The sequence below is a fragment of the Pseudomonas sp. P1_F7 genome (genome assembly GCF_056405655.1).
The window spans coordinates 144,474-170,051 of record NZ_JBFUBR010000007.1 but is presented as its reverse complement, the minus strand read 5'-3'; the positions used below and the strand labels follow the sequence as shown (position 1 = coordinate 170,051).

The following is a 25,578-nucleotide window of genomic DNA, read 5'->3' as shown; positions in this document are numbered from 1 at the left end:
CTTAACTGGCGTAGAGCTCATCTTCCAGTTCATGGATGGCTTTGTTGTAACCGGCCTTTCCGCCAAACGCTTTGACCAGTTCGATGGGCGCACCGATCTGGCTGAAGGGGTCGAGTTGGAGGATTTTGATGTCTTCGATATGCTCGATGCCGGTGTCGGCATACTTGTCGAGCAATGCCTCCAGCACTTGGCGCGCAGCGCCTGAATACTTGCCGAAGTAGTTGCGTTTTTTCACCTGCTCGGCGCGTTCCTTACGCGACAGTGCAGGCTGGTCGAAGGCTACATGGCAGACGAGGTCGAATGGGTCGAGGACCTTGCCCTGTTTCTTTTCCACCTCCTCGGCCAGGGCTTCCCACATCACACCCTGGGTGGCCATTTCCTCGATGATAACCTTCTTCTGATCGGCATCGCTCCAGCGACGCAGAAAGTCGTCCAGCGAGGCGAACTGCTTTTGCACGCAGACACGGGTGTAGTCGTGTAGGGATTCAGTGATCAGCCGGCCATCCGGGCCGTAGTACTGCACACGTTCGGCGATGACGTAGATCGGGACGCTGTCGATGATGTATTTGATGCGCTTTTTGTCATCATCGCCGGTGAATTCAAGGTCGTCGGCTTCTGCCGTGGTGCCAGCGGTGATGCCATCTTCATCCGTCGCCAGGTCATCAGGTGGTACGGGAGACTCTTCACCTTCAGGGGCATAGATCACGACGGGCTCACCATCGAAAGCCGGATCGGCAAACAGTTCGGTGGCCTTCTTGAAGTCCATGATGGTGAACCAGTACTTGCCGAAGTCTTCGTTGATGCGGGTGCCACGCCCGATGATCTGCTTGAATTCAGTCATCGACTTGATGTGCTGGTCGAGCACGATCAGCTTGCAGGTCTGGGCATCAACGCCAGTAGTCATCAACTTGCTGGTGGTGGCAATGACTGGGTAACGCTCTTCTGGGTTGATGAAGTTGTCCAGCTCGGCTTTGCCTTCCTGGTCATCCCCGGTAATGCGCATGACGTATTTGCGGTTCTCGGCAATACGCTCCGGGTTGAGGTTCACCAGCGCCTGGCGCATGCGCTCGGCGTGGTTGATGTCGTCGCAAAAGATGATGGTCTTCTGGAATGGATCGGTGGCTTTGAGAAACTCGGTGACCTTTTGCGCTACCAGTTGGGTGCGCGCCTCGATTACTAAGGTGCGGTCCATGTCCTTGAGGTTGTAGATGCGGTCTTCGATCAGCTCGCCATTTTTGTCGAGCATGCCCTTGGGCGGCCGCCAGCCTTGTAGATCTTTGTCAAAGTCGATGCGCACCACTTTATAGGGGGCGAGGAAGCCGTCTTCGATGCCCTGCTTGAGGGTGTAGCTGTACACCGACTCACCGAAGTAGGTGATGCTGGACACCTCTTTGGTTTCCTTCGGCGTGGCGGTGAGGCCGACATGGGTGGCGCTGGAAAAGTAGTCGAGAATCTCGCGCCAGGCGGAATCCTCGGCGGCGCTGCCACGATGGCATTCGTCGATCACGATGAGGTCAAAGAAATCGCGGGAGAACTGCTTGTAGATATTCATTTCTTCTTCAGTGCCGGTCACGGCCTGATAGAGCGAAAGGTAGATCTCGTAAGACGTGTCTATTTGGCGTTTGGCGATCTTGGTCATCGCCTGGCCGAAGGGTTTGAAGTCGTTATTCTTGGTCTGGTCGACCAGGATGTTGCGGTCGGCCAGGAAGAGGATTCGTTTTTTCTGCTTGGACTTCCACAGCCGCCAGATAATCTGGAAGGCGGTGTAGGTCTTGCCTGTACCGGTGGCCATTACCAACAGGATGCGTGACTGCCCCTTGGCCACGGCCTCAACGGTACGGTTGATCGCGTTGGTTTGGTAATAACGCGGCATGCGTCCAGAGCCATCATCGTAGTAGGGCGACTCGACTTTTTTACGGGCATCACCGTTCAAACCTTTCCATTGGCAATAGCGCTGCCACAGCTCGTCAGGGGAGGGGAACTGGTCAAGGTTCAGCTCAGTTTCGACCTGTGTACCGGTGCCGGTACGGTCGTGGAATAGAAAGCCATCACCGTTACTGGAGAACACGAACGGTACGTCCAGTGACTCGGCATAACCGAGGGCTTGCTGCATGCCGGAGCCGATATCGTGTTTGTTGTCTTTCGCTTCTATGACAGCGATCGGCAGGTTGGTCTGGTGATAGAGAATAAAGTCGGCACGGCGGGATTCGCCACGGCTATGCAATTTGCCACGGACGATGATGCGTCCCTTGGTAAAGCTGACTTCTTCGCGTACTTGCTTCTGGATATCCCAGCCGGCTAACAGGATCGCAGGCGCGATGAACTTGGTGCAAATGTCCCGCTCGGTAAGCGACTTTTTGTCCATACCCCAATTCCCTTTCAAGCCGGCATGATCGCTCGATCCCAGCAGTGCTGACCTTATTTGATAGGCGTAAATGTACCTTGAATAGCACTGCTTGGGTGAAGTGCAGCTGCTCCCCCTCTCATAGCGCTTTAAGGCGTCAGGTGCTGCGCAGTTAGTGAGATCAAAAACAGCGCGGTGGTCAGTGGTTGCGAAGTCTTGATATCTACTTATCCACCACTACGGTGGATACATCTGTGGATAAAGCTCTACGCGCATTAAGATACATGACTGCGATGTGTTGATCAAAAAACAATCAAAATCAGGGCCAATTGCGCAGCTTGACGCCAACGCCGAATTGACCCACGTGCTGACGCAAGACTGACCCACCTCCAAATCTACACAAACTCAGCAAAGGCAATGGTTCGCGAGGAACAGACTGGATCAGTGACATCTCGGCAACTGGGTCAATTTGCCGTCGGTGCCAACAGTCAGTGGTTGCGAAGTCTTGAATCTAGTTATCCACCGAAACGGTGGATACCACTGTGGATAACGCTCTATGCGCCTCAAGAAGCATGACTGTATGAGTTGATCAACAAACAATCAAAATGAAGGCCAAGTGTGCAGCCCCTCAGCCGTACAGAATTGTCCCGCCTCGCCGCAAGAAGCCTCATCGAACACGTTGTAAACCTGCTTTTTGCACTGTTAACCACTGCGGTTAACACGGTAAAAAATAGTTTTCACTCGCACCAGAGTGGCTGATGTTCAGTCACACAGACTCACCCCTCTCCGAAATTTGAAATTAAGAAATCGTATAGTTTGTCAGTTCGTTTCCAAATGTAGTGCCTACACGGGTGGTTTAAAACATGCGGCCCTGCTGCTGGCCTAAACTTATCTTCCGAAAGACAAGCCACTACCATCTTCGGAGACATGCGAAATTGATCAGCTATTTCACGATTGAATACATACTTTTCACGAAATTGCTTAAGCGCGGATGGCTTGACCATACGCTGCTTGCCAACGACCACATGCGCAAGTAGACCATTGTTAATCATCGCATAAACTACATTGTCTTTAACGCCTAATACGCTAGCAACCTCCCGGGCACTCAGAGATTTCGTTGTATGATGTTTTTTTAGCCATTGACACTTCCAAGAAAAATAGTCACTTGCAATTAATTTATAACCAGCAAATGATGTGTCTTCCGTACCGCCATACAACACCACTTCCCCTCTTATAACAGATTTTATAAAATCTAAAAACTGAGTCTCCTCTCGCAGATGAAAAGTTAGAATCTTACGTATTGTAAGACACTCATCACCATCAGTTGTCATAGCCGACAACGAAAATTTATTGAGAAATTTATCACAGTCTAGAATCCATGGAGCTTGAGATTTAGTATTTGAACGATAGCCAACAAGTAAATCACCGTTAACGAGTGATCTAATTCTACGTTCATTGATCCCCAACTGCTTTGCGGCATCCTTCAAGCTTCGTGACCTGGCAGCATTCTCCACAAAAGCTTTAGCTTCTTCAATATCTACTACAGTGGATATTTTTCCGCAGTCATGACGGAGTGTGCTGGATGAGACAAGCCCCTTTTCCAGAAGTACTTTAATTTTTGAGGGAGCCAATCCTAGAGAGTTAGCAACCGCTTTTATCGGTTTCCAACGATGAGATTGAATGGTCTCAGATGAAAATGTAGTAGCCTTGGGATTGAGCGGTCCTCGCCAGTTTGAAAGTAAGTAATTCTCAAATTCCTCCCGAAGAAAATCGTAGGCATCGCTTTTCAGTTTCTGGAAAGAAATCCGGTATATTTTGCTATAACAGGTCTTTGGGTGCCATTTGTCGTTACCTACACTACCTTGGCAAATATACAAATAGTCGTAAAATGAACCAGGCCAGCCAAAAGCAATTTCCCCCGCGCTGTGGCTGATTTTGGAGAGTTCTGATGACATGAACACGTCATTACACCTTTTCCCCTTAAGATTTGAAACAATGAAACCTAGATTTAGAAACAGCTCATGCAAATTCAAAATCGATAGCTTGCACAAAATAGAATCATTCAGCGGAGGCCTGGAAAGCGCCCGATTTTCCAATAACTTTGAGAAACAAACATCTGAAGTCGAGGCCAGCGAGCAAGTTTGATTTTTACGAATGTCCCGATGACATAAACTGCACCGAAATGTGGTAAATGCCGCAAAACATAACCTCATCCCGCAGTGATGACAGGTATCAACCAATTGCATCGAATGCTCAACACAAAAATTATAAAGCTTAAGCCCCCACACGTACTTCCAATATCGCCCCTCACTTAAACATTTCGGACAATGCTTTGGGCAGTACGCTGACAGAGGATCAAGGCTGCCTCTGGTTTTGCTTAACGCTTTAATCGAAGAAACCCATACGAAGGGCACATCGTTTTTTCTGTAAAACGACTCCACCTCTTCATCGGTTAACTCCCTGCACTTCTTTATCAGAAAAGAATGAGAAAAACCATTGGCAGTGGCTAAACGGCCTAAGAATCCGACCAGGCTTTCATCATGATGCGGGAGCACTTTTACTGGCAAATTAAGCATATTATCCTCAAAGTGGTCGCTAGAAGAACCTAGCGCCCCACCAACGTTACTTAATTATTTCGTAAGGCTCATCTGGAGCAATCAACGGCTGGTAATTAAACTCAGCATCAAACGGGTTGCGATTCCTTGGGGCCAATTGCCAGACTTCATCTTTGAATGCTGTACCCAATGCGGCAAGATTTACACCATCGAATTGTCCTCTCCTCACCAAACGAACCGCTCTTTCCAATACTTTTACGAGATAGTCCAATATGCCAAAGGAAGCGAAATAGAGCCTCTGTATCATGTCATCGGTTACTAAACTCACTGAGTCGACTGCCATCATTTTTTGCAGGGCCTTTATAACTCCAGCAAATTCTGGCCAAAATTCGCTGCCTGGTTCGAATGGCACAAGGGTGTACGATGCAGAAAACCTCCTGCGAAATTGGGAATTAGCTTTTTTTAAGCGTTCTAGGCGTGTCATTCCGATCAACACAACGGATACTTCCGAAGTATTCAACAAGCTCTTTATCCAGTCCCCCGCCTCGAGCATATCGCTATACTTATAGTCCACCAAGTGTTGAGCTTCATCCAAAATAACGAGTTCTACATTCAAGTTTTTCAACAATGTAACCACACGAGAAAATTTTGCCTCGGCTGACTCACTATTGGTATTCGCATAGGGGTCTTTCAGAGCTTTCAGTAACGTAGAACCGAGATTCTTTTTCGTAGGTCCAGATGGCATATCCAAATACAGAATAGGTAAGCGTTCCATTTCAATAGCACGTTCGGTATTCACTGAATCAACGTACTTCTTCACTAAAGCACTTTTTCCAACACCACTTGGACCCATGAGGAGAAATCCCTGATTGGTCCCCGTTCGTAGGTTTTCGTTATGGATATCCATTAGCCTTGAAGCGGCTGCCCTCGCTATTGAGGTATTTATGAAAACGTTTCGGAGGGAAGTATCATCAATACCATTCAATGACTCGTTCATTTCACACCCTCCTGTCTAGCCAGGATTGGCGGCTCGTGGTTTCGACGACCAGGTCAGGGATTTCAGATAGATTCGCCCCAATTGGTATAGGCACATTCTCGAGCACCGTGGCAGAGTCGATAGGCGCTACCGGTACACCACTTCGATGACGAGCCAAAGCAGCATTTCGGCGTCGATCAGAAAGCCGCTTGGAGTCTTTAGCACGCTGAATGTCCTGTTGTATTTCCCGCGAAGCGCGGAGGAGGGCATCTACATCGGGATTGAGAACGCCACTCTGACGGAGTTGCTTTTTAGCCTCGTTGTACAAGTCTCGGCTCACACCAACCAGGCGCTTATCTTTACAGGGCACTTGGAAAAATATTTTTCGCAGGTCGTCATACACCCAAACGTGACCCATATCATCACGGTAACGGGCGTCTACAGAAAACGGGTTGTTGTGCTGTAGTTTCATATCCGCGAGCAAATCCGAGTGATAATACTGGCCGCCAACCTCGATACCATAGTGATGTAACTTCGGGTTTTTTCGGCAGGCAAGGATTGCTTCCAGTGCGTCCAGGTCTACAGGCATCTGAAGCACGGCCTTAGCCTCTGCCCCACGCCACACCTGGTCAGGTGTTCTGTCCTCCAACCCCCGATGTGGGCTCTGATGATAGATATCCACAATCCATTTCATTACCAATGCGTCGAGATCTTCGAATGTGAGGCATGCGTTGGCCACTGAGTCGTACTCTCCCTTCTCCTCAATATTCGCAAAAGTGGTCCCGGGCAATCGATGGACGAACCCCCGCGCAGTGGTACCAAAAAATCGCTCCACTGCGCCCTTCATTTGTGGCCCGCGCGACCTGGGGTACAAAACTTCAATTCCCAAATCATCGAAAGCCACCATCAGGTCTCCTGCATGGAACTCCGCCGCATTGTCAGGAACAATCTGACGGGGAAGCCCTTGCGCCGGCCAACTGCAAACCACTTTTGGATAGTTCTGGAGTAATGCTTCCTTGGGACAAATGGCTTTTTCGATCACCGTCAGCACGCTCTCCGTATTGGGAGCTGCAAAATGCAGGAGATAAGCCATCACCATTCGGGAAAAACGGTCCAGAACCACCGTCAAATAAGGCCGACCGATTACTAGACCCGTCTCAGGGTCAATCAGCATTACATCCAAGTGGGTGTGGTCGATTTCCCAGCGATGACATAGTCCAGATACCTGAAGCTGACCAATTGCACGCCGGTGTTTTTGATTGGCCGTATGCTTGCCTAATCTGGCGGAGTCGACCAAATATGGGTCTAGCCTTTGTATATATCGATACACCGTCATGCTAGAGGGACAAGATAAATGTTGAGCACTCAACTTTTTCAGATTGTGCTCTTTAATCCTGCCTTTGAATTCTTCAATGACTGTGGTAACCGGCTCCCTAGTATCATTCAAGTAATGCTCGTTAATCACACCCAAGAGCAACTCTTCGAGCTCCCCATATATTAATCGGTGGCGACCTTTTTGCTCATGCAGCGGAACTAGCGCTGTGACAGACTTCCATTTATATCTGCTTAACCAGCGTTTAACAGTATCAACAGAAGGCGCCTTGGCACTGCTTTTAACTTCCTCCCACACAGAGGCGATGACCTCCTTGAGTTCTTCCTTTCCAGGAAGCTTTCCAGAGTAGGCCAGCAGGGCTTCTACGTATGGTCGCCGTCTTAAAGCCTCCTCCTTATGCTCAGGCAGATAAGTGGAAAGGTCTCGTGGCGCATTTTTTTGAAGCGGAATATATCCGAGCTTTGGTTGATCAGGAGTTACACATATTGATCGTTGAACATAGCCCACATAAAAGTCTTTCTCCTTCATTAGAACGGGCTCGCCCAGCTCATCCGCAAAATTAAGCCGCCGATCCACAAGGCGTGATCGAAATACCAGGTACCGATCATTCATTGTTACAGCCAAGCCTGGTTTAAGAGTAAAAATCTGCATGGCGATGCCCTCCCTCAATGTAGATAGGAGATTTAGAACTGAGCGTTTTTTCCAGATCGACACCAATTTTCCCGAGGCCCAAAAGGCGCCAAGCCTGAGCTTCACCCACTACCAAGCACAGTTCCGCGATGGTCTGTGGGCTTTCGATCTTGATCCGTGAGAAAAGGCCCAGCCACTGAGGCGTCGTGAGGCTAGGCCCGCGGCGATGGTAGAGAATCTCCAGCACTGTGGTGCTCCGCGGCTCAGCCCAAATAACTTCATCTGTTACCACTTCGAAGCGACGGTTCGTGACACTGAAATGGGTCGCGGCTGCATCCAAACGAGCGGCTGTGGCGTGATTTTTCGTGTGCGGTGCTGGCTTGATTTCCACCCAAATCCTATTGCCGTCATACAGTTCTACTTCGACATCTGGTACGTACTGAGCAGGCTCGCCTTCGATTTCGAAAGACTCACGAACCGGCTGCACTTCATAGCTGCGCACGTCCGGTGAAAGCTCCAGCAAACGGAAAAATCCACTTTCCAGGATTGATTCAAAGGGTACGGAATGGCCATTCTTGAGGGACGGGAAGTACCCTCTGAAATGCCAAGATCTTCGGGTGACAACCTTGCGTACTGCCATGTCACTTTCCTCTAAGCGATCGAGTTTCCGAGCGGCACGGGGCGTGGCGCTCAACAGGAACGTAGGAGTTTCCTGAAGAGAACACTCCCCCCTCGAGATCACTCGCTACAGTCGAAATGATGGGAAGGGATTGACAGGGCAAGAAAAAAAGAAGAAATTGCGCGTGTTGTGGTCTAAGCAACGACGCGCTGGGTTTGCTCTTTCTGTTGCCCTATCAGCCCTAAGCTGAGGTTTTCTACATTTGGTTTGCTCCTTTTGTAGTGAAAATAGAGATCAGTACTTAGCGTAAGCGACTTATGATTTTGCTCGAACAAAATCGTTTAAGTGCTTGAATAAAGCGAGCTTCCGGAAACGGAGCTCGCTTTATTTTTAACCGCCCGATTCTAATCCAGTCTATTAAACCGCGCAAACTTTCGCGCGGCAGATTTTCATTCAGAAAACCCTAAACCTAATAGGGAAATCACAGACAAACTTACGTCGAATGATTAACAACTAACACTAATAGGATTAGTCTTACGTGTAGTCGACATAAGTTGTAGATAGTTAGTATCGGCTTTTTGCGCTCAACGAAGTTTTCGCCTCATGAGTTGAGCTGTCGCACAAATGCCCTCACCCATGACTTAGCGGCTTCTATCGCCCAGCTGTAAACCTGCGCCATGCCAGGGCATGCGTAAATTTCTTCAGTAGCCCTCCAGCATTTCCCCAAAACTGAACACCTTCAAACGCTAACCACCACGCGGTCCCACTGAATTGCTTCCGACACATTTCTCCAGCCGAAACGCCTATCGGAATTCCCAGCACGATCACGTCATCGGTGATGATCCCAATGAATCTTGGGGAATGAAGGCGAGGCGCCTATACGAGAAATTGTCAGTCTGCATGAACTGCTCAATCCAACGGGCAGGGCTCTTGGGCGAGGAGGGCTCCAGCTAGCTCCTCAAAAAAAAGGCCAACCCGCGTGGGTTGGCCTTTTTTCAAGCGCGGCGAAGCAGCATATTGTGATTTTCAGCAGCTTTTTTGTGATCCTACAACCGGGATCAGAAGTCCAGGTTGGACACCGCCAGGGCGTTGCTTTCGATGAAGTCACGGCGAGGTTCGACCGCATCACCCATCAGGGTGTTGAAGATCTGGTCTGCGCCAATGGCGTCTTCGATGGTCACTTTGAGCATCCGGCGCTGGCTTGGGTCCATGGTGGTTTCCCACAGCTGATCCGGGTTCATTTCGCCCAGACCTTTGTATCGCTGGATGGTGTGACGCTTGGTGCTTTCAGCCATCAGCCATTCAAGGGCTTCCTTGAACTCGGTCACCGGCTTCTTGCGCTCGCCACGCTGGATGTACGCGCCGTCGTCCAGCAGGGTGCTCAGTTGAGCGCCCAGGGAAACCACGGTCTTGTAGTCGTTGCTGCCGAAGAAGTCGCGGTTGAAGGTGACATAGTTGGACAGGCCGTGTGAGATCAATTCGACCTCTGGCAGCCAGACGCCACGCTCACGGTCTTCACGCAGGCTGGCCTTGTAGACCAGACCCGACTTCTCGACGGTGCGCAGACGCACTTCGTACTGAGCCAGCCAATCTTGCATCGCTGCGTGATCGGACAGTTGCTCCATGCTCACCGCTGGCAGGTAGATGAAGTGCTCGGTCAGCTCCTGTGGATACAGGCGCGACAGACGCTTGAGGGTCTTCATCACCAGACGGAAGTCATTCACCAGACGCTCAAGCGCTTCACCGGAGATACCAGGTGCTTCTTCGTTCAGGTGCAGGCTCGCATCTTCCAGGGCCGACTGCGTCATGTACTCTTCCATGGCGTCGTCGTCTTTGATGTATTGCTCTTGCTTGCCTTTCTTGACCTTGTACAGCGGTGGCTGAGCGATGTAGATGTAGCCGCGTTCGATCAGCTCCGGCAACTGACGGAAGAAGAAGGTCAGCAGCAGGGTACGGATGTGCGAACCGTCGACGTCAGCATCGGTCATGATGATGATGTTGTGGTAACGCAGCTTGTCGATGTTGTACTCGTCGCGGCCGATACCGCAGCCCAGCGCGGTGATCAAGGTACCCACTTCTTGCGAAGAGATCATCTTGTCAAAACGCGCCTTCTCGACGTTCAGGATCTTGCCCTTCAGCGGCAGGATGGCCTGGGTCCGACGGTTACGTCCCTGCTTGGCGGAGCCGCCAGCAGAGTCACCTTCCACGAGGTACAGTTCGGAAAGGGCAGGGTCTTTTTCCTGGCAGTCAGCCAGTTTGCCCGGCAGGCCGGCGATATCCAGCGCGCCTTTACGGCGGGTCATTTCACGGGCTTTACGCGCCGCTTCACGAGCACGCGCCGCATCGATCATCTTGCCGACGACCAGCTTGGCTTCGTTCGGGTTTTCCAGCAGGAAGTCGGAGAAGTACTTGCCCATTTCCTGTTCGACAGCGGTCTTCACTTCGGAAGACACCAGCTTGTCTTTGGTCTGGGAGCTGAACTTCGGATCCGGTACTTTCACCGAAATGATCGCGGTCAGGCCTTCACGGGCATCGTCACCGGTGGTCGCGACTTTGTGCTTCTTCGCCAGACCTTCGGCTTCGATGTAGGTATTCAAGTTACGCGTCAGTGCGGAACGGAAACCCACCAGGTGAGTACCGCCATCGCGCTGTGGAATGTTGTTGGTGAAACACAACAGGTTCTCGTTGAAGCTGTCGTTCCACTGCAGGGCGATTTCCACGCCGATACCGTCTTCGCGCTGAATGTTGAAGTGAAACACCTGGTTGACCGCAGTCTTGTTGGTGTTCAGGTATTCAACGAACGCTCGCAGGCCGCCTTCGTACTTGAACAACTCTTCCTTGCCGCTGCGCTCATCCTTGAGGACGATGCCGACACCGGAATTGAGGAAGGACAGTTCGCGAATCCGCTTGGCCAGGATGTCCCAGCTGAAGTGGATATTCTTGAAGGTTTCAGCCGATGGCTTGAAGTGAATCTGGGTGCCCGTGGTTTCGCTCTCACCAACGATTTTCATCGGCTCTTGCGGAACACCGTGGACGTAAGTCTGTTCCCAGATCTTGCCACTACGGCGAACGGTCAGGACCAGTTCTTTGGACAGTGCGTTCACCACCGACACACCTACACCGTGCAGACCGCCGGATACTTTGTAGGAGTTATCGTCGAACTTACCGCCGGCATGCAGCACGGTCATGATGACCTCGGCTGCCGAAACGCCTTCTTCTTTGTGCACGTCTACCGGGATGCCACGACCGTTGTCACGAACGGTGATGGACTCATCCGGGTGGATGATGATGCTGATGTCGTCGCAGTGGCCGGCGAGAGCTTCGTCGATCGAGTTATCGACCACCTCGAACACCATGTGGTGCAGACCGCTGCCATCGTCGGTGTCACCAATATACATACCGGGACGTTTGCGTACGGCATCCAGGCCTTTCAGCACTTTAATGCTCGTTGAGTCGTACGTATTTTCTTCGCTCAATGCCTTCACTCCCGATGGTCGTGGATCTGGGTGATACGGCCCTGTTCCACGTGGAACAGAGCAACTGGCGTTTCCGTCTGCCAGCCTTCCCTCAATAATTCGTGATCTACACAGGTTATAAATACCTGGCAGCGTAAGTCTTCCAACAAGCGGCAAAGCGCGCGACGGTGGTGCTCGTCCAGCTCGGACGGCAAGTCATCCACCAGATAAATACACTGACCGCGTCGAGCCTGGCTGACCAAGTGACCTTGGGCAATCCGTAATGCGCAAACCACCAACTTCTGCTGGCCACGGGACAAGATATCCGCAGCGTTATGCGCGCCCAGTCTGAGCCGCAAATCAGCACGTTGTGGTCCGGCCTGGGTATGCCCCATTTGCTGGTCCCGCTGAAGAGACCCGGCGAGCACAGCACTCAGTTCACGGTCTTTGTCCCAGCCGCGGTAATAGCTGAGCGTCAAGCCTTCAAGCTCAACCAGATCGCTCAAGGTTTGTTCAAAGACTGGTTTCAAGGCTTTGATATAAGCGCGGCGGTATTCATCAATTTCAGCGCTGGCCTGGCACAGTTCCCTGTCCCAAACCGCTTGCGAAACGGCGTCAAGTGTACCATGCCGCAGCCAAGAGTTTCTCTGGCGCAGGGCCTTCTGCAAGCGCTGCCAGGTTGACATGAAGCGCGGTTCCACGTGGAACACACCCCAGTCGAGAAACTGTCGGCGAATCTTCGGCGCACCTTCCAGCAATCGAAAGCTGTCCGGATTGATCAGTTGCAGTGGCAGGATCTCGGCCAGTTGCGCGGCGCTGCGCGCGTTCTGCCCATCGATACGGATCTGGAATTCGCCTTGTCGATCCCGTGAGATGCCCAAAGCGCTATGCCCACCCTCCGCCAGTTCAACCTGGCCAAATACCGTACAGGCAAGCTGTTCGTATTGAATGACCGGCAACAGACGGGTGCTGCGAAACGAACGGGCAAGCCCCAGCAGATGGATGGCTTCCAGAACACTGGTTTTGCCGCTGCCGTTGGCGCCGTAAAGAATATTGATGCGGGGGGAGGGGGAGAAGGTCACCGGGTGCAGATTGCGCACCGCGGTGACCGAGACGCGACTTAAGGACATCTAGCTTCTGCTGAGCATGATTACAGACGCATCGGCATGACAACGTAGGCCGAGTCGTCGTTATCCGATTCCTGCACCAGCGCGCTGCTGTTGGAGTCGGACAGGATCAGACGAACCTGCTCGGTGGTCATCACGCCCAGTACGTCGAGCAGGTAGCTCACGTTGAAGCCGATTTCCAGAGAGCCGCCGTTGTATTCAACGCCCACTTCTTCTTCCGCTTCTTCCTGCTCCGGGTTGTTCGCCTGGATCTTCAGCTGACCGCTGGCCAGTTGCAGACGGATACCACGGTACTTCTCGTTGGACAGAATGGCGGTACGGCTGAACGCTTCACGCAGAGCCTGACGATCGCCTAGTACCAGCTTGTCGCCGCCTTTAGGCAGAACACGCTCGTAGTCCGGGAATTTTCCGTCGACCAGCTTCGAAGTAAAGGTGAACTCACCGGTGGTGGCGCGGATGTGGTGCTGACCCAGCACGATGCTGACATTGCCGTCCGGCTCGGTGAGCAGGCGTGCCAGTTCGAGGATACCTTTGCGCGGCACGATGACCTGGTGACGATCCGGCTGACCGATATCGGCCTGCATCGAGCACATCGCCAGACGGTGACCGTCGGTGGCTACGGCGCGGATCACGCCAGCGGAGACTTCCAGCAGCATGCCGTTGAGGTAGTAACGCACGTCCTGCTGGGCCATGGCGAAGCTGGTGCGCTCGATCAGACGGCGCAGCTTGCTCTGCTCCAGGCTGCAGGTCAGCGAACCCGGACCTTCTTCTACGGTAGGGAAGTCGTTGGCCGGCAGTGTCGACAGGGTGAAGCGGCTACGGCCAGCCTTGACCACAAGCTTCTGCTCATCGACCTTGATGTCGATCAGCGCATCGTTCGGCAGGCTTTTGCAGATGTCCATCAGCTTGCGCGCCGGCACGGTGATGGAACCCGGATCCGCCGGCTCTTCGAGTTGAACACGACCAACCAGCTCGACTTCCAGGTCGGTACCGGTCAGCGACAATTGCTGGCCTTCGACAACCAGCAGCACGTTGGAAAGTACCGGCAAGGTCTGTCGGCGTTCGACGACGCCTGCGACCAGTTGCAGGGGTTTCAACAGGGCTTCGCGTTGAATGGTGAAATGCATGGTCTAGTCCCTTGCCTTAATAAGCTGCGCTGGTGTTCATCAAGTGGTCAGCGTACGCAGCAGGTTCTTGTAGTCCTCGCGGATGTCCGCGTCGGATTCCTTAAGTTCGTTGATCTTGCGGCACGCGTGCAAGACCGTTGTATGGTCGCGACCGCCAAACACATCACCGATTTCCGGCAGGCTGTGGTTGGTCAGTTCCTTGGACAACGCCATGGCGACCTGACGCGGACGAGCGACCGAACGCGAACGGCGTTTGGACAGCAAGTCGGAGATTTTGATCTTGTAGTACTCGGCGACAGTGCGCTGAATGTTATCCACAGAGACCAGTTTATCCTGCAACGCCAACAAGTCCTTAAGGGATTCGCGAATCAGCTCGATGGTGATATCGCGGCCCATGAAGTGCGAGTGGGCGATCACGCGCTTGAGCGCGCCTTCCAGCTCACGGACGTTGGAGCGAATGCGTTGGGCAATGAAGAACGCGGCGTCGTGAGGCAGTTCGACTTTGGCCTGATCGGCCTTCTTCATCAGGATCGCCACACGGGTTTCCAATTCCGGCGGCTCTACCGCTACGGTCAGGCCCCAGCCAAAGCGGGATTTGAGGCGCTCTTCAAGGCCTTCGATTTCTTTCGGGTAGCGGTCACTGGTAAGAATGACCTGTTGGCCGCCTTCAAGCAGGGCGTTGAAGGTGTGGAAAAACTCCTCCTGGGAACGCTCCTTGCGGGCGAAGAACTGAATGTCATCGATCAGCAACGCATCCACCGAACGGTAGAAGCGTTTGAACTCGTTGATCGCGTTCAGTTGCAGGGCCTTGACCATGTCCGCCACGAAACGCTCGGAATGCAGGTACACCACCTTGGCATTCGGGTTCTTCTTTAATAGATGGTTACCCACAGCGTGCATCAAGTGGGTTTTACCCAGGCCGACGCCACCATAAAGGAAGAGCGGGTTGTAACCATGCTTGGGGTTATCTGCCACCTGCCAGGCGGCGGCGCGCGCCAACTGGTTGGATTTACCTTCAACGAAGTTCTCGAAGGTAAAAGTGCGGTTCAGGTAACTGGTGTGCTTGAGCGCACCTTCGACCTGCACGGTACGTTGCTCGGCACGAACCGGAGCCTGTTGCGAGCTCGCACCGGCCATCGGGTCGAAGCTGTCACGGGAAGGTTCTTCCTCGGTGACCTCAGCTACTTTTTGCGTGGCACGTTTGGTCGAAGCCGCGGCAGGTGCCGGCGACGGCGGACTGGCGGGGGCTTGTGCAGCCTGGGCCTGGGAAGCCGCAGCAGCCAGGGGAGCGTTTGGCGCGGCACGGGGTGCCGAACTGCGTTTACTGCCTATTAATAAGGAAAGCGCAGGCGCCATGCCATTGCCGTGCTCATCGAGCAACTCGAGAACACGCCCCAGGTACTTTTCGTTGACCCAGTCCAGAACAAAACGATTGGGCGCATAGACACGCAATTCGTCGCCTTCGGCTTCGACCTGTAGTGGACGGATCCAAGTGTTGAATTGTTGGGCAGGCAGCTCATCGCGCAGAAGCTCCACGCACTGCTGCCAAAGTTCCACTGACACGGATATCCCCTAAGTTGAAAGCCGGTGAGGCAAAAACAAGCGGCCATTGTAGCGACCAGACGCCGACTTATCCACACGAAGGTGGTTCATCGACCAAGAAGAATCACCGTTTCATACGCAAAAAAGGCGACCAGTGGTCTGTGCATAAGCTCTGTGGATAACCGGGGTTAAGGTCATTGCACAAGTGGGGGCGAAACTCGGTGGATAACCTGCCTGTGGATAAGTCCTCCTTTCACACACAGGTTATCCGACAGCGCAGCACAGGCTGAACACCGTTTTCCACTGTAGTTGTCATTCTCTGTACATCAGGTAAAACAAGGGCTGAATAGACTTATCCACAGAAGGATGCGGGCCTAGCTTTTATAAGCTTTACAGAAAAGCTTTAAATACTTTCCTTTCTTATTTTTATATTTACCGGCGGTTCGTGCAGCACAAAACGTCTGGAGATCTATTTATAAGGAAACGTTGGTTGGAAATTGACCTGAAGGCTTGCTTTCTCTAGAATCCCCGGTCTCTTAAAACGGGGGCCATTCCGGCCCGTTGTGGACGAACCAGGTAACACGACAATGAAACGTACTTTCCAACCAAGCACTATCAAACGCGCTCGTACCCACGGTTTCCGTGCTCGCATGGCTACCAAGAACGGTCGTGCCGTCCTGTCGCGTCGTCGCGCCAAAGGTCGTGCGCGTCTGGCAGTTTGATAATCCGGCACTGGAGGTGAGTCAGGACTTCAGTCGGGAAAAGCGTCTGCTTACCCCCCGGCAATTCAAGGCAGTCTTTGACTCCCCTACCGGCAAGGTTCCGGGGAAAAATCTCCTGCTCCTTGCGCGCAACAACGATCTTGATCACCCCCGTCTCGGGTTGGTTATCGGGAAAAAGAGCGTAAAGCTCTCCGTCGAGCGCAATCGCCTCAAACGTCTGATGCGCGAATCGTTTCGCCTGAACCAGGATTCTCTGGTCGGCTGGGACATTGTTATCGTCGCGCGCAAAGGTTTGGGCGACGTAGAAAACCCCGAATTGATTCAGCATTTCGGCAAACTCTGGAAACGTCTGGCTCGCAGTTCGCCAGTACCAGCAGTCAAAACCGAAACTGTAGGGGTAGACAGTCCAGATGCGTAAACTGGCACTCGTTCCGATCCAGTTTTATCGCTATGCCATTAGTCCCCTGATGGCCAGTCACTGTCGTTTCTACCCCAGTTGTTCCTGCTACGCGTTAGAAGCCATCGAAAATCATGGCCTTCTTCGCGGTGGCTGGCTGACCTTTCGTCGTTTAGGTCGCTGTCATCCGTGGAATCCCGGTGGTTATGACCCGGTTCCACCTATCCCTACCTCCCGTTCTTCTTCGATGGCCGAGTAATCATGGATATCAAACGCACGATCCTGATCGTCGCCCTGGCAATCGTGTCCTACGTTATGGTTCTTAAATGGAACCAGGACTATGGCCAGGCTGCCCTGCCGACTCAGAATGTTGCCACCAATACGACTGCATCGGGCCTGCCGGATACGGCATCTGGCTCCAACGCTTCCGCTAGTGACGACATTCCACGTGCTGCAAGCGACACCAGCGCACCTGCCGAAACGCCGGTGGCTGTGAGCAAGGACCTCATCCAGATCAAAACGGATGTACTGGATCTGGCTGTCGACCCACAAGGTGGCGATGTTGCCCAGCTGACCCTGCCGCTGTATCCGCGTCGTCAGGATCACCCGGAAATTCCGTTCCAGCTGTTCGATAACGGCGGCGAACGTACTTACCTGGCACAAAGCGGTCTGATCGGCACCAACGGTCCGGATGCAAATCCGGCCGGTCGTCCGGTTTATTCCTCGGAGAAGAAGGTTTATCAGCTGGCTGACGGTCAAGACCAATTGGTCGTGGACCTGAAGTTCAGCAAGGACGGCGTCAACTACATCAAGCGTTTCACCCTGAAACGCGGCCTGTATGACGTAACCGTTTCCTACCTGATCGACAACCAGAGCGCCCAGCCCTGGACCGGTGCGATGTTCGCCCAGTTGAAGCGCGACGCCAGCGCTGATCCTTCGTCGACCACGGCTACCGGCACCGCGACTTACCTGGGCGCCGCCCTGTGGACAAGTTCCGAGCCGTACAAGAAAGTGTCCATGAAGGACATGGACAAGGCGCCGTTGAAAGAAACCGTCACTGGCGGTTGGGTTGCCTGGTTGCAGCACTATTTCGTGACCGCATGGATTCCGGCCAAGGGCGAAAACAACGTCGTCCAGACCCGTAAAGACAGCAAAGGCAACTACATCATCGGCTACACCGGCCCATCGATGAGTGTTGCGCCGGGTGCCAAGGCTGAAACCAGCGCTGTTCTGTACGCCGGTCCGAAAAGCCAGGCTGTGCTGAAAGAGTTGTCCCCAGGTCTGGAACTGACGGTCGACTACGGCATTCTGTGGTTCATCGCCCAACCGATTTTCTGGTTGCTGCAACATATCCACGCCATTGTCGGCAACTGGGGCTGGTCGATCATCTTCCTGACCATGCTGATCAAAGGGATCTTCTTCCCGCTGTCGGCTGCCAGCTACAAATCCATGGCGCGCATGCGTGCAGTGGCACCGAAACTGGCCGCGCTGAAAGAGCAACATGGCGATGACCGGCAGAAAATGTCGCAAGCCATGATGGAGCTGTACAAGAAAGAGAAGATCAATCCGCTGGGTGGTTGCTTGCCAATCCTCGTGCAGATGCCGGTTTTCCTCTCGCTGTACTGGGTTCTGCTGGAAAGCGTCGAGATGCGTCAGGCGCCGTTCATGCTGTGGATTACTGACCTGTCGATCAAGGATCCGTTCTTCATTCTGCCGATCATCATGGGTGCAACCATGTTCATCCAGCAGCAGTTGAACCCGACGCCTCCGGATCCGATGCAGGCCAAGGTGATGAAGCTGATGCCAATCATCTTCACCTTCTTCTTCCTTTGGTTCCCGGCTGGTCTGGTGCTGTACTGGGTAGTGAACAACTGCCTGTCGATCGCCCAACAGTGGTACATCACACGTAAGATCGAAGCGGCTACCAAAGCAGCTGCCTGATTTACACTGTGGATAACCACTCAAAACGCCCCCTAGTGGGGCGTTTTGCTATCTGTCACTTTTGTCTGGATACCGGTTTATGAGCGTTCCTCGTGAAACCATTGCCGCCGTCGCCACCGCTCAAGGTCGCGGCGGTGTAGGCATCGTGCGTATTTCCGGGCCGTTGGCCAGCGTTGCGGCCAAGGCTTTCAGCGGTCGCGAGCTCAAGCCGCGATTTGCCCACTACGGTCCGTTTTTCAGTGAAAACGACGAGGTGCTGGACCAGGGCATTGCCTTGTATTTCCCCGGCCCGAACTCTTTTACAGGCGAAGATGTGCTGGAACTGCAAGGCCATGGCGGTCCGATTGTTCTGGATATGTTGCTCAAGCGCTGCCTGGAACTGGGATGCCGTCTCGCCCGACCGGGAGAATTCAGTGAGCGCGCCTTCCTCAACGACAAACTTGACCTGGCCCAGGCCGAAGCCATTGCCGACCTGATTGAAGCCAGTTCTGCCCAGGCTGCGCGAAACGCGTTGCGCTCCCTGCAGGGTGCTTTCTCGTCACGTGTGCATAACCTCACCGAGCAACTGATCGGCCTGCGCATCTATGTCGAAGCGGCCATCGATTTCCCGGAAGAGGAAATCGACTTCCTCGCTGATGGCCACGTCCTGAGCATGCTCGACAAGGTGCGCGACGAGTTATCCACCGTCATGCGCGAAGCCGGGCAGGGCGCCTTGCTGCGAGACGGCATGACCGTGGTCATTGCCGGTCGTCCGAATGCCGGTAAATCCAGCCTGCTCAATGCACTGGCCGGGCGTGAAGCGGCGATCGTGACCGAAATTGCCGGCACCACCCGTGACGTGCTCCGTGAACATATCCACATCGATGGCATGCCGCTGCACGTGGTGGATACCGCCGGTCTGCGCGATACCGATGATCATGTGGAAAAGATCGGCGTCGAGCGTGCCTTGAAAGCCATCGGCGAAGCGGATCGGGTATTGCTGGTGGTCGATGCTACGGCGCCGGAAGCCCTCGATCCATTCGCACTCTGGCCGGAGTTTCTGGAAATCCGCCCTGATCCGGCGAAAGTGACCCTGATCCGCAACAAGGCCGATCTCACGGGCGAAGCCATTGCATTGGAGGTCCGCGAAGATGGCCACGTCACCATCAGCCTGAGTGCGAAATCCGGTGGTGAGGGCCTGGATCTGCTGCGCGACCATTTGAAAGCCTGCATGGGCTACGAACAAACGTCCGAAAGCAGCTTCAGCGCTCGCCGGCGACACCTTGAGGCGCTACGTCATGCCAGTGCTGCCCTCGAGCATGGCCGTGCCCAATTGACCCTGGCCGGTGCTGGCGAGTTGTTGGCCGAGGATTTGCGCCACGCTCAGCAGTCGCTAGGTGAAATCACCGGTGCTTTCAGCTCTGACGATCTGCTGGGGCGAATTTTCTCCAGCTTCTGTATCGGTAAGTAGCCTTCCTGTTATTCACAGACAGGCCATTCGTGCCTGTCTGCTTTCTCCTTTTCTGAAAAAAACCTCCAGTGCCGAGCGGACTTCATCTGCTTGAGCGGAATTCCTGTACCTGAATTTCGAGCAAACGGCACTTTTCTGTGGATTAAGCCCTGTGAATAACCGTAGCTAAGGTCAGTTGATAACAGGGCTCTAAAACTGAACATAACCGCCTCTGTGGATAACCACCCCTTTCATCCACAGGCTTACACCGGTTATCCAAGGGCCTCATTGGCACATGAACACAGGGTTTTGAATCTCTGTACACATTGAAAACAAAGGCCTGTATCAATCTATCCACAGAAATGTATGTGCATAGAAATAAACATAAAAACAAAGATTTAATAAATTTCTTTCTTTTTAATTTCTATAACTCCGACTTTTCCACAGCTGGTTAAATTTTGTGCAAAGGGTTCTTTAGGAAGGGCGAAGTCCCTATACTTGTCGACCAGGTCCAAAAACCTGAGCTCAAACTATTCCTGAATTACCTACTTAAGCAGGCACGAGGTGCGTGGTGGATTTCCCTTCCCGTTTTGAAGTGATCGTCATCGGCGGCGGTCATGCCGGTACCGAGGCAGCACTGGCCTCAGCACGTATGGGGGTTAAAACCCTGTTGCTGACGCATAACGTGGAAACCCTCGGTGCCATGAGTTGCAACCCGGCCATTGGCGGGATCGGCAAAAGCCATCTGGTCAAGGAAATCGATGCCCTCGGCGGCGCGATGGCCATGGCTACCGATAAAGGCGGTATCCAGTTTCGCGTGTTGAACAGCCGCAAAGGCCCGGCGGTGCGAGCAACCCGCGCACAGGCAGACCGGGTTCTGTACAAGGCCGCTGTCCGTGAAATCCTGGAAAACCAGCCGAACCTGTGGATATTTCAACAAGCCGCTGACGATTTGATCGTCGACCAGGAACAAGTCCGTGGTGTTGTCACGCAAATGGGTCTGCGTTTCCTCGCCGATTCCGTGGTGTTGACCACCGGCACGTTCCTCGGTGGACTTATCCACATCGGTTTGCAGAATTTTTCCGGCGGTCGCGCCGGTGATCCGCCATCGATCGCGCTGGCTCACCGTCTGCGTGAACTGCCATTGCGTGTGGGTCGTTTAAAAACCGGTACTCCGCCGCGTATCGACGGCCGGTCTGTGGATTTCTCGGTGATGTCCGAACAACCGGGTGATACGCCGATCCCGGTGATGTCGTTCATGGGGTCCAAAGAGCAGCATCCGAAGCAAGTCAGCTGCTGGATTACCCACACGAATGCGCGCACCCACGAAATCATTGCCGCGAACCTCGACCGTTCGCCGATGTATTCCGCTGCCGGTGAGATCGAAGGCATCGGCCCGCGTTATTGCCCGTCGATCGAAGACAAGATCCATCGCTTCGCCGACAAGGAAAGCCATCAGGTGTTCATCGAGCCGGAAGGTTTGACCACCCATGAGCTGTATCCGAACGGGATATCCACATCCTTGCCGTTTGACGTGCAATTGCAGATCGTGCAATCGATCCGCGGCATGGAAAACGCGCACATCGTGCGTCCGGGCTACGCGATCGAGTACGACTACTTCGACCCGCGTGACCTGAAGTACAGCCTGGAAACCAAAGTCATCGGCGGTCTGTTCTTTGCCGGGCAAATCAACGGCACAACCGGTTACGAAGAAGCCGGTGCCCAGGGTTTACTCGCTGGAACCAACGCGGCACTGCGCGCGCAAGGCAAAGATGCCTGGTGCCCGCGTCGCGACGAAGCCTACATCGGTGTGTTGGTCGACGACCTGATTACCCTCGGTACCCAAGAGCCGTACCGCATGTTTACGTCCCGCGCCGAGTACCGTCTGATCCTGCGTGAAGACAACGCGGACCTGCGCCTGACCGAAAAAGGTCGCGAACTGGGCCTGGTCGATGACGTGCGTTGGGCCGCTTTCTGCAAAAAACGCGAAAGCATCGAACTGGAAGAGCAGCGCCTGAAAAGCACCTGGGTACGCCCGGGCACCGAACAGGGCGATGCGATTGCTGAAAAATTCGGCACGCCGCTGACTCACGAATACAACCTGCTCAATCTCTTGAGTCGTCCGGAAATCGACTACGCTGGTCTGATCGCCGTGACCGGTGGGGGCGCGGAAGATCCACAGGTCGCCGAGCAGGTCGAAATCAAGACCAAGTACGCCGGTTACATCGATCGTCAACAGGATGAAATCGCCCGCTTGCGCGCCAGCGAAGACACCAAACTGCCTGTGGATATCGATTACACGACTATTTCCGGTCTCTCCAAAGAGATCCAGAGCAAGCTCGGTGCGACCCGTCCAGAGACTTTGGGCCAGGCCTCGCGTATCCCGGGCGTAACGCCGGCAGCCATTTCGCTGTTGATGATTCATTTGAAAAAACGCGGCGCGGGCCGTCAGTTGGAGCAAAGCGCTTGAGTTCGTTGGTCACTTCGCAACACGCAGAAGAGTTATCCACAGGTGCCCGTCAGATTGGCGTCACACTGACAGATACCCAGCACGCACAACTGCTGGGTTACCTGGCCCTGTTGATCAAATGGAACAAGGCTTACAACCTCACCGCTGTGCGTGATCCGGACGAAATGGTTTCCCGTCACTTGCTCGATAGTCTGAGTGTGATGTCGTTCATCGAAAACGGTCGCTGGCTCGACGTCGGCAGTGGCGGCGGCATGCCTGGCATTCCGTTGGCGATCCTGTTTCCCGAGTCCCAGGTGACCTGCCTGGACAGTAACGGCAAGAAAACCCGCTTCCTGACCCAGGTGAAACTCGAACTCAAACTGGATAACCTGCAAGTTATCCACAGTCGCGTCGAAGCGTTCCAGCCTGCCCAGCCGTTCAACGGGATCATTTCCCGGGCGTTCAGCAGCATGGAAAACTTCAGCAACTGGACTCGCCACCTCGGCGATAGCGAAACACGCTGGCTGGCAATGAAGGGCGTTCATCCGGCCGATGAGCTGGTAGCATTGCCGGCAGACTTCCACCTCGATAGCGAACACGCCCTGGCCGTACCTGGTTGCCAAGGCCAACGCCATCTGCTGATACTGCGCCGCACGGCATGATTGGGAACACAAGCAAGAATGGCTAAGGTATTCGCGATTGCGAACCAAAAGGGTGGCGTGGGCAAAACCACCACCTGCATCAACCTCGCAGCATCCCTGGTCGCGACCAAGCGCCGGGTGCTGTTGATCGATCTTGATCCACAGGGCAACGCCACCATGGGTAGCGGTGTGGATAAACATGGCCTGGAAAACTCGGTCTACGACCTGCTGATCGGCGAATGTGACTTGGCCCAGGCCATGCACTATTCCGAACACGGTGGTTACCAGCTGTTGCCGGCCAACCGCGACCTGACCGCGGCCGAAGTGGTGCTGCTGGAAATGCAGATGAAGGAAAGCCGCCTGCGCAGTGCGCTGGCGCCGATCCGGGAAAACTACGATTACATTTTGATCGACTGCCCGCCGTCGCTGTCGATGCTGACCTTGAACGCACTGGTTGCCGCCGACGGGGTCATTATCCCCATGCAGTGCGAGTACTTCGCACTCGAAGGCTTGAGCGACCTTGTGGATAACATCAAGCGTATCTCTGAATTGCTGAATCCGAACCTCAAGGTCGAAGGCCTGCTGCGTACGATGTACGACCCGCGCCTGAGCCTGATGAACGATGTCTCGGCGCAGCTCAAGGAACACTTCGGCGAGCAGCTCTACGACACCGTCATTCCGCGTAACATCCGTCTGGCCGAAGCGCCAAGCTACGGCATGCCGGCGCTGGCGTACGACAAAGCGTCGCGAGGCGCCGTTGCCTACCTGGCATTGGCGGGCGAAATGGTTCGTCGTCAACGCAAAAACTCACGCATCGCCGCTGCTCAGGCAACTTAAGGAATCCCCATGGCCGTCAAGAAACGAGGTCTCGGACGTGGACTGGATGCTCTGTTGAGTGGTCCGACTGTCAGTTCGCTGGAAGAACAAGCGGTGCAGGCCGATCAGCGTGAGCTGCAACACCTTCCCCTGGATCTGCTCCAGCGCGGCAAGTACCAGCCACGTCGTGACATGGATCCGCAGGCGCTCGAAGAGCTGGCGCAGTCGATCAAGGCCCAGGGCGTCATGCAGCCCATCGTGGTTCGCCCGATCGGCAGCGGTCGCTTTGAAATCATTGCCGGCGAACGTCGCTGGCGCGCCAGCCAGCAAGCCGGCCAGGAAACCATCCCGGCGATGGTCCGCGATGTGCCCGATGAAACCGCGATCGCCATCGCACTGATCGAGAACATCCAGCGCGAAGACCTGAACCCGATTGAAGAAGCGGTGGCCCTGCAGCGTTTGCAGCAGGAGTTCCAGCTGACCCAGCAACAGGTGGCCGAGGCTGTGGGCAAGTCCCGGGTGACCGTGGCTAACCTGTTGCGCCTGATTTCCTTGCCGGAAGTCATCAAGACCATGCTGTCCCACGGCGACCTGGAAATGGGTCATGCCCGTGCTTTGCTCGGTTTGCCGGAAATTCAACAGGTCGAAGGGGCGCGACATGTTGTCGCACGCGGGCTGACCGTGCGCCAAACCGAGGCACTGGTTCGCCAGTGGTTGAGTGGCAAACCGGAGCCTGTTGAACCGGCAAAACCGGACCCGGATATTGCCCGTCTCGAACAGCGCCTGGCCGAGCGCCTAGGCTCTGCGGTGCAGATCCGCCACGGTAAGAAGGGTAAGGGGCAGTTGGTGATTGGTTACAACTCCTTGGATGAACTCCAAGGTGTACTTGCACATATCCGCTGAAACATTTCCTCATGTAGCGCGCAGTCGGAAATCACTACCTGACAGTTGAATAGGGGCAGAACCGCCCCTATACTCTGCGCGCATTTTGTCGGCACAAATTATGCCAAGTTAGTGAGTTTCGGCAGCCGACCATTGGGGAGTAAAAGAGATGGAAACCCGCACGCCAAACCGCTTGCCCTTCCATCGCCTGGCAGTTTTTCCGGTGTTAATGGCTCAATTTGTCGTGTTGCTGGTCGCCGCTTTGGCGCTCTGGTACCGATATGGAGTCGTTGCCGGGTACTCGGGACTCTGCGGAGGCCTGATAGCCTTGCTACCCAATGTTTATTTCGCTCACAGGGCATTTCGGTTTTCCGGCGCCCGAGCAGCCCAGTCCATCGTCCGGTCTTTTTATGCCGGCGAGGCAGGCAAACTGATTTTGACGGCAGTGCTGTTTGCACTGGTGTTTGCAGGTGTGAAGCCACTGGCGCCGATTGCAGTATTCGGTGCCTTCGTGCTGACTCAGTCGGTCAGCTGGTTCGCTCCCCTGCTGATGAGAACAAGACTTTCGAGACCTTAGGGCGTTTGAGGCAACC

At 54.0% G+C, this 25,578-nt stretch carries 19 protein-coding genes; 10 read left to right on the top strand and 9 right to left on the bottom strand.

Annotated elements, in window-relative coordinates; genetic code table 11:
• Position 1 precedes the first annotated feature (1 nt).
• From hsdR to dnaA, 9 genes are all read right to left on the bottom strand, one after another.
• Positions 2–2,365 carry an EcoAI/FtnUII family type I restriction enzme subunit R gene (gene hsdR, locus AC1D1M_RS12945; RefSeq protein ID WP_477775914.1) on the bottom strand — a complete coding sequence of 788 codons (2,364 nt, stop codon included), beginning with the start codon at positions 2,363–2,365 and terminating at the stop codon, positions 2–4.
• Positions 2,366–3,120: 755 nt separating this feature from the next.
• Positions 3,121–4,920, bottom strand: coding sequence for a helix-turn-helix domain-containing protein (locus AC1D1M_RS12940; protein WP_477775913.1), 1,800 nt, complete (start codon positions 4,918–4,920; stop codon positions 3,121–3,123).
• Positions 4,921–4,966: 46 nt separating this feature from the next.
• Entirely contained in the window at positions 4,967–5,896 is a 930-nt protein-coding gene (locus tag AC1D1M_RS12935) for a TniB family NTP-binding protein (RefSeq protein WP_477775912.1), read from the bottom strand.
• A gap of 1 nt (position 5,897) precedes the next feature.
• On the bottom strand, positions 5,898–7,859 hold the full coding sequence (locus tag AC1D1M_RS12930) for a transposase family protein (RefSeq protein WP_477775911.1): 1,962 nt from the start codon (positions 7,857–7,859) through the stop codon (positions 5,898–5,900).
• On the bottom strand, positions 7,840–8,478 hold the full coding sequence (locus AC1D1M_RS12925; protein WP_442096441.1) for a TnsA endonuclease N-terminal domain-containing protein: 639 nt from the start codon (positions 8,476–8,478) through the stop codon (positions 7,840–7,842). The genes AC1D1M_RS12930 and AC1D1M_RS12925 overlap by 20 nt, the downstream gene beginning before the upstream one ends.
• Before the next feature lie 1,037 nt (positions 8,479–9,515).
• Complete coding sequence (gyrB, locus tag AC1D1M_RS12920; RefSeq protein WP_223443611.1) at positions 9,516–11,933, bottom strand: DNA topoisomerase (ATP-hydrolyzing) subunit B; 2,418 nt, start codon at positions 11,931–11,933, stop codon at positions 9,516–9,518.
• Positions 11,934–11,938: 5 nt separating this feature from the next.
• A complete protein-coding gene (recF, locus tag AC1D1M_RS12915) occupies positions 11,939–13,042 on the bottom strand; it encodes a DNA replication/repair protein RecF (RefSeq protein WP_477775910.1) in 1,104 nt (367 codons plus the stop codon).
• Between the two features lie 20 nt (positions 13,043–13,062).
• The gene (gene dnaN, locus AC1D1M_RS12910; protein ID WP_007969885.1) at positions 13,063–14,166 is read right to left on the bottom strand and encodes a DNA polymerase III subunit beta; all 1,104 of its coding nucleotides are present in this window, start codon (positions 14,164–14,166) and stop codon (positions 13,063–13,065) included.
• A gap of 39 nt (positions 14,167–14,205) precedes the next feature.
• Positions 14,206–15,729 carry a chromosomal replication initiator protein DnaA gene (dnaA, locus tag AC1D1M_RS12905; protein WP_477775909.1) on the bottom strand — a complete coding sequence of 508 codons (1,524 nt, stop codon included), beginning with the start codon at positions 15,727–15,729 and terminating at the stop codon, positions 14,206–14,208.
• 566 nt (positions 15,730–16,295) lie between these two features.
• On the opposite strand from dnaA, the gene rpmH reads away from it, so the two are divergent.
• The 10 genes from rpmH (at position 16,296) to AC1D1M_RS12855 (ending at position 25,562) form a co-directional block, all read left to right on the top strand.
• Positions 16,296–16,430 carry a 50S ribosomal protein L34 gene (gene rpmH / locus AC1D1M_RS12900; RefSeq protein WP_003213577.1) on the top strand — a complete coding sequence of 45 codons (135 nt, stop codon included), beginning with the start codon at positions 16,296–16,298 and terminating at the stop codon, positions 16,428–16,430.
• 16 nt (positions 16,431–16,446) lie between these two features.
• Positions 16,447–16,848, top strand: a complete 402-nt coding sequence (rnpA, locus tag AC1D1M_RS12895) for a ribonuclease P protein component (protein WP_056727027.1) — start codon at positions 16,447–16,449, stop codon at positions 16,846–16,848.
• On the top strand, positions 16,841–17,086 hold the full coding sequence (gene yidD, locus AC1D1M_RS12890) for a membrane protein insertion efficiency factor YidD (RefSeq protein ID WP_010207715.1): 246 nt from the start codon (positions 16,841–16,843) through the stop codon (positions 17,084–17,086). Before rnpA ends, yidD begins: the two co-directional genes overlap by 8 nt.
• Positions 17,087–17,088: 2 nt before the next feature.
• Positions 17,089–18,768: a membrane protein insertase YidC gene (yidC, locus tag AC1D1M_RS12885; protein WP_477775908.1), complete on the top strand. Its 1,680-nt coding sequence runs from the start codon at positions 17,089–17,091 to the stop codon at positions 18,766–18,768.
• Positions 18,769–18,847: 79 nt separating this feature from the next.
• Positions 18,848–20,218 (top strand): tRNA uridine-5-carboxymethylaminomethyl(34) synthesis GTPase MnmE, encoded by a 1,371-nt coding sequence (gene mnmE, locus AC1D1M_RS12880; RefSeq protein WP_477775907.1) that lies wholly within the window; start codon positions 18,848–18,850, stop codon positions 20,216–20,218.
• Between the two features lie 550 nt (positions 20,219–20,768).
• On the top strand, positions 20,769–22,667 hold the full coding sequence (mnmG, locus tag AC1D1M_RS12875; protein ID WP_477775906.1) for a tRNA uridine-5-carboxymethylaminomethyl(34) synthesis enzyme MnmG: 1,899 nt from the start codon (positions 20,769–20,771) through the stop codon (positions 22,665–22,667).
• Positions 22,664–23,308 (top strand): 16S rRNA (guanine(527)-N(7))-methyltransferase RsmG, encoded by a 645-nt coding sequence (gene rsmG / locus AC1D1M_RS12870; RefSeq protein WP_477775905.1) that lies wholly within the window; start codon positions 22,664–22,666, stop codon positions 23,306–23,308. Before mnmG ends, rsmG begins: the two co-directional genes overlap by 4 nt.
• A gap of 18 nt (positions 23,309–23,326) precedes the next feature.
• Positions 23,327–24,124 carry a ParA family protein gene (locus AC1D1M_RS12865; RefSeq protein WP_095943037.1) on the top strand — a complete coding sequence of 266 codons (798 nt, stop codon included), beginning with the start codon at positions 23,327–23,329 and terminating at the stop codon, positions 24,122–24,124.
• A 9-nt stretch (positions 24,125–24,133) separates the two neighbouring features.
• A complete protein-coding gene (locus tag AC1D1M_RS12860) occupies positions 24,134–25,006 on the top strand; it encodes a ParB/RepB/Spo0J family partition protein (RefSeq protein ID WP_477775904.1) in 873 nt (290 codons plus the stop codon).
• A 148-nt stretch (positions 25,007–25,154) separates the two neighbouring features.
• On the top strand, positions 25,155–25,562 hold the full coding sequence (locus AC1D1M_RS12855; protein ID WP_477775903.1) for a F0F1 ATP synthase subunit I: 408 nt from the start codon (positions 25,155–25,157) through the stop codon (positions 25,560–25,562).
• Positions 25,563–25,578 lie beyond the last annotated feature (16 nt).

Bases quoted from the DNA above. Each gene is read 5' to 3' on its own strand.
- mnmE (WP_477775907.1), top strand. From the start codon at position 18,848: ATGAGCGTTCCTCGTGAAACCATTGCCGCCGTCGCCACCGCTCAAGGT.
- AC1D1M_RS12865 (WP_095943037.1), top strand. From the start codon at position 23,327: ATGGCTAAGGTATTCGCGATTGCGAACCAAAAGGGTGGCGTGGGCAAA.
- rpmH (WP_003213577.1), top strand. From the start codon at position 16,296: ATGAAACGTACTTTCCAACCAAGCACTATCAAACGCGCTCGTACCCAC.
- AC1D1M_RS12930 (WP_477775911.1), bottom strand. From the start codon at position 7,859: ATGCAGATTTTTACTCTTAAACCAGGCTTGGCTGTAACAATGAATGAT.
- yidC (WP_477775908.1), top strand. From the start codon at position 17,089: ATGGATATCAAACGCACGATCCTGATCGTCGCCCTGGCAATCGTGTCC.
- AC1D1M_RS12935 (WP_477775912.1), bottom strand. From the start codon at position 5,896: ATGAACGAGTCATTGAATGGTATTGATGATACTTCCCTCCGAAACGTT.
- AC1D1M_RS12860 (WP_477775904.1), top strand. From the start codon at position 24,134: ATGGCCGTCAAGAAACGAGGTCTCGGACGTGGACTGGATGCTCTGTTG.
- AC1D1M_RS12855 (WP_477775903.1), top strand. From the start codon at position 25,155: ATGGAAACCCGCACGCCAAACCGCTTGCCCTTCCATCGCCTGGCAGTT.
- AC1D1M_RS12940 (WP_477775913.1), bottom strand. From the start codon at position 4,920: ATGCTTAATTTGCCAGTAAAAGTGCTCCCGCATCATGATGAAAGCCTG.
- hsdR (WP_477775914.1), bottom strand. From the start codon at position 2,365: ATGGACAAAAAGTCGCTTACCGAGCGGGACATTTGCACCAAGTTCATC.
- yidD (WP_010207715.1), top strand. From the start codon at position 16,841: ATGCGTAAACTGGCACTCGTTCCGATCCAGTTTTATCGCTATGCCATT.
- AC1D1M_RS12925 (WP_442096441.1), bottom strand. From the start codon at position 8,478: ATGGCAGTACGCAAGGTTGTCACCCGAAGATCTTGGCATTTCAGAGGG.
- recF (WP_477775910.1), bottom strand. From the start codon at position 13,042: ATGTCCTTAAGTCGCGTCTCGGTCACCGCGGTGCGCAATCTGCACCCG.
- dnaN (WP_007969885.1), bottom strand. From the start codon at position 14,166: ATGCATTTCACCATTCAACGCGAAGCCCTGTTGAAACCCCTGCAACTG.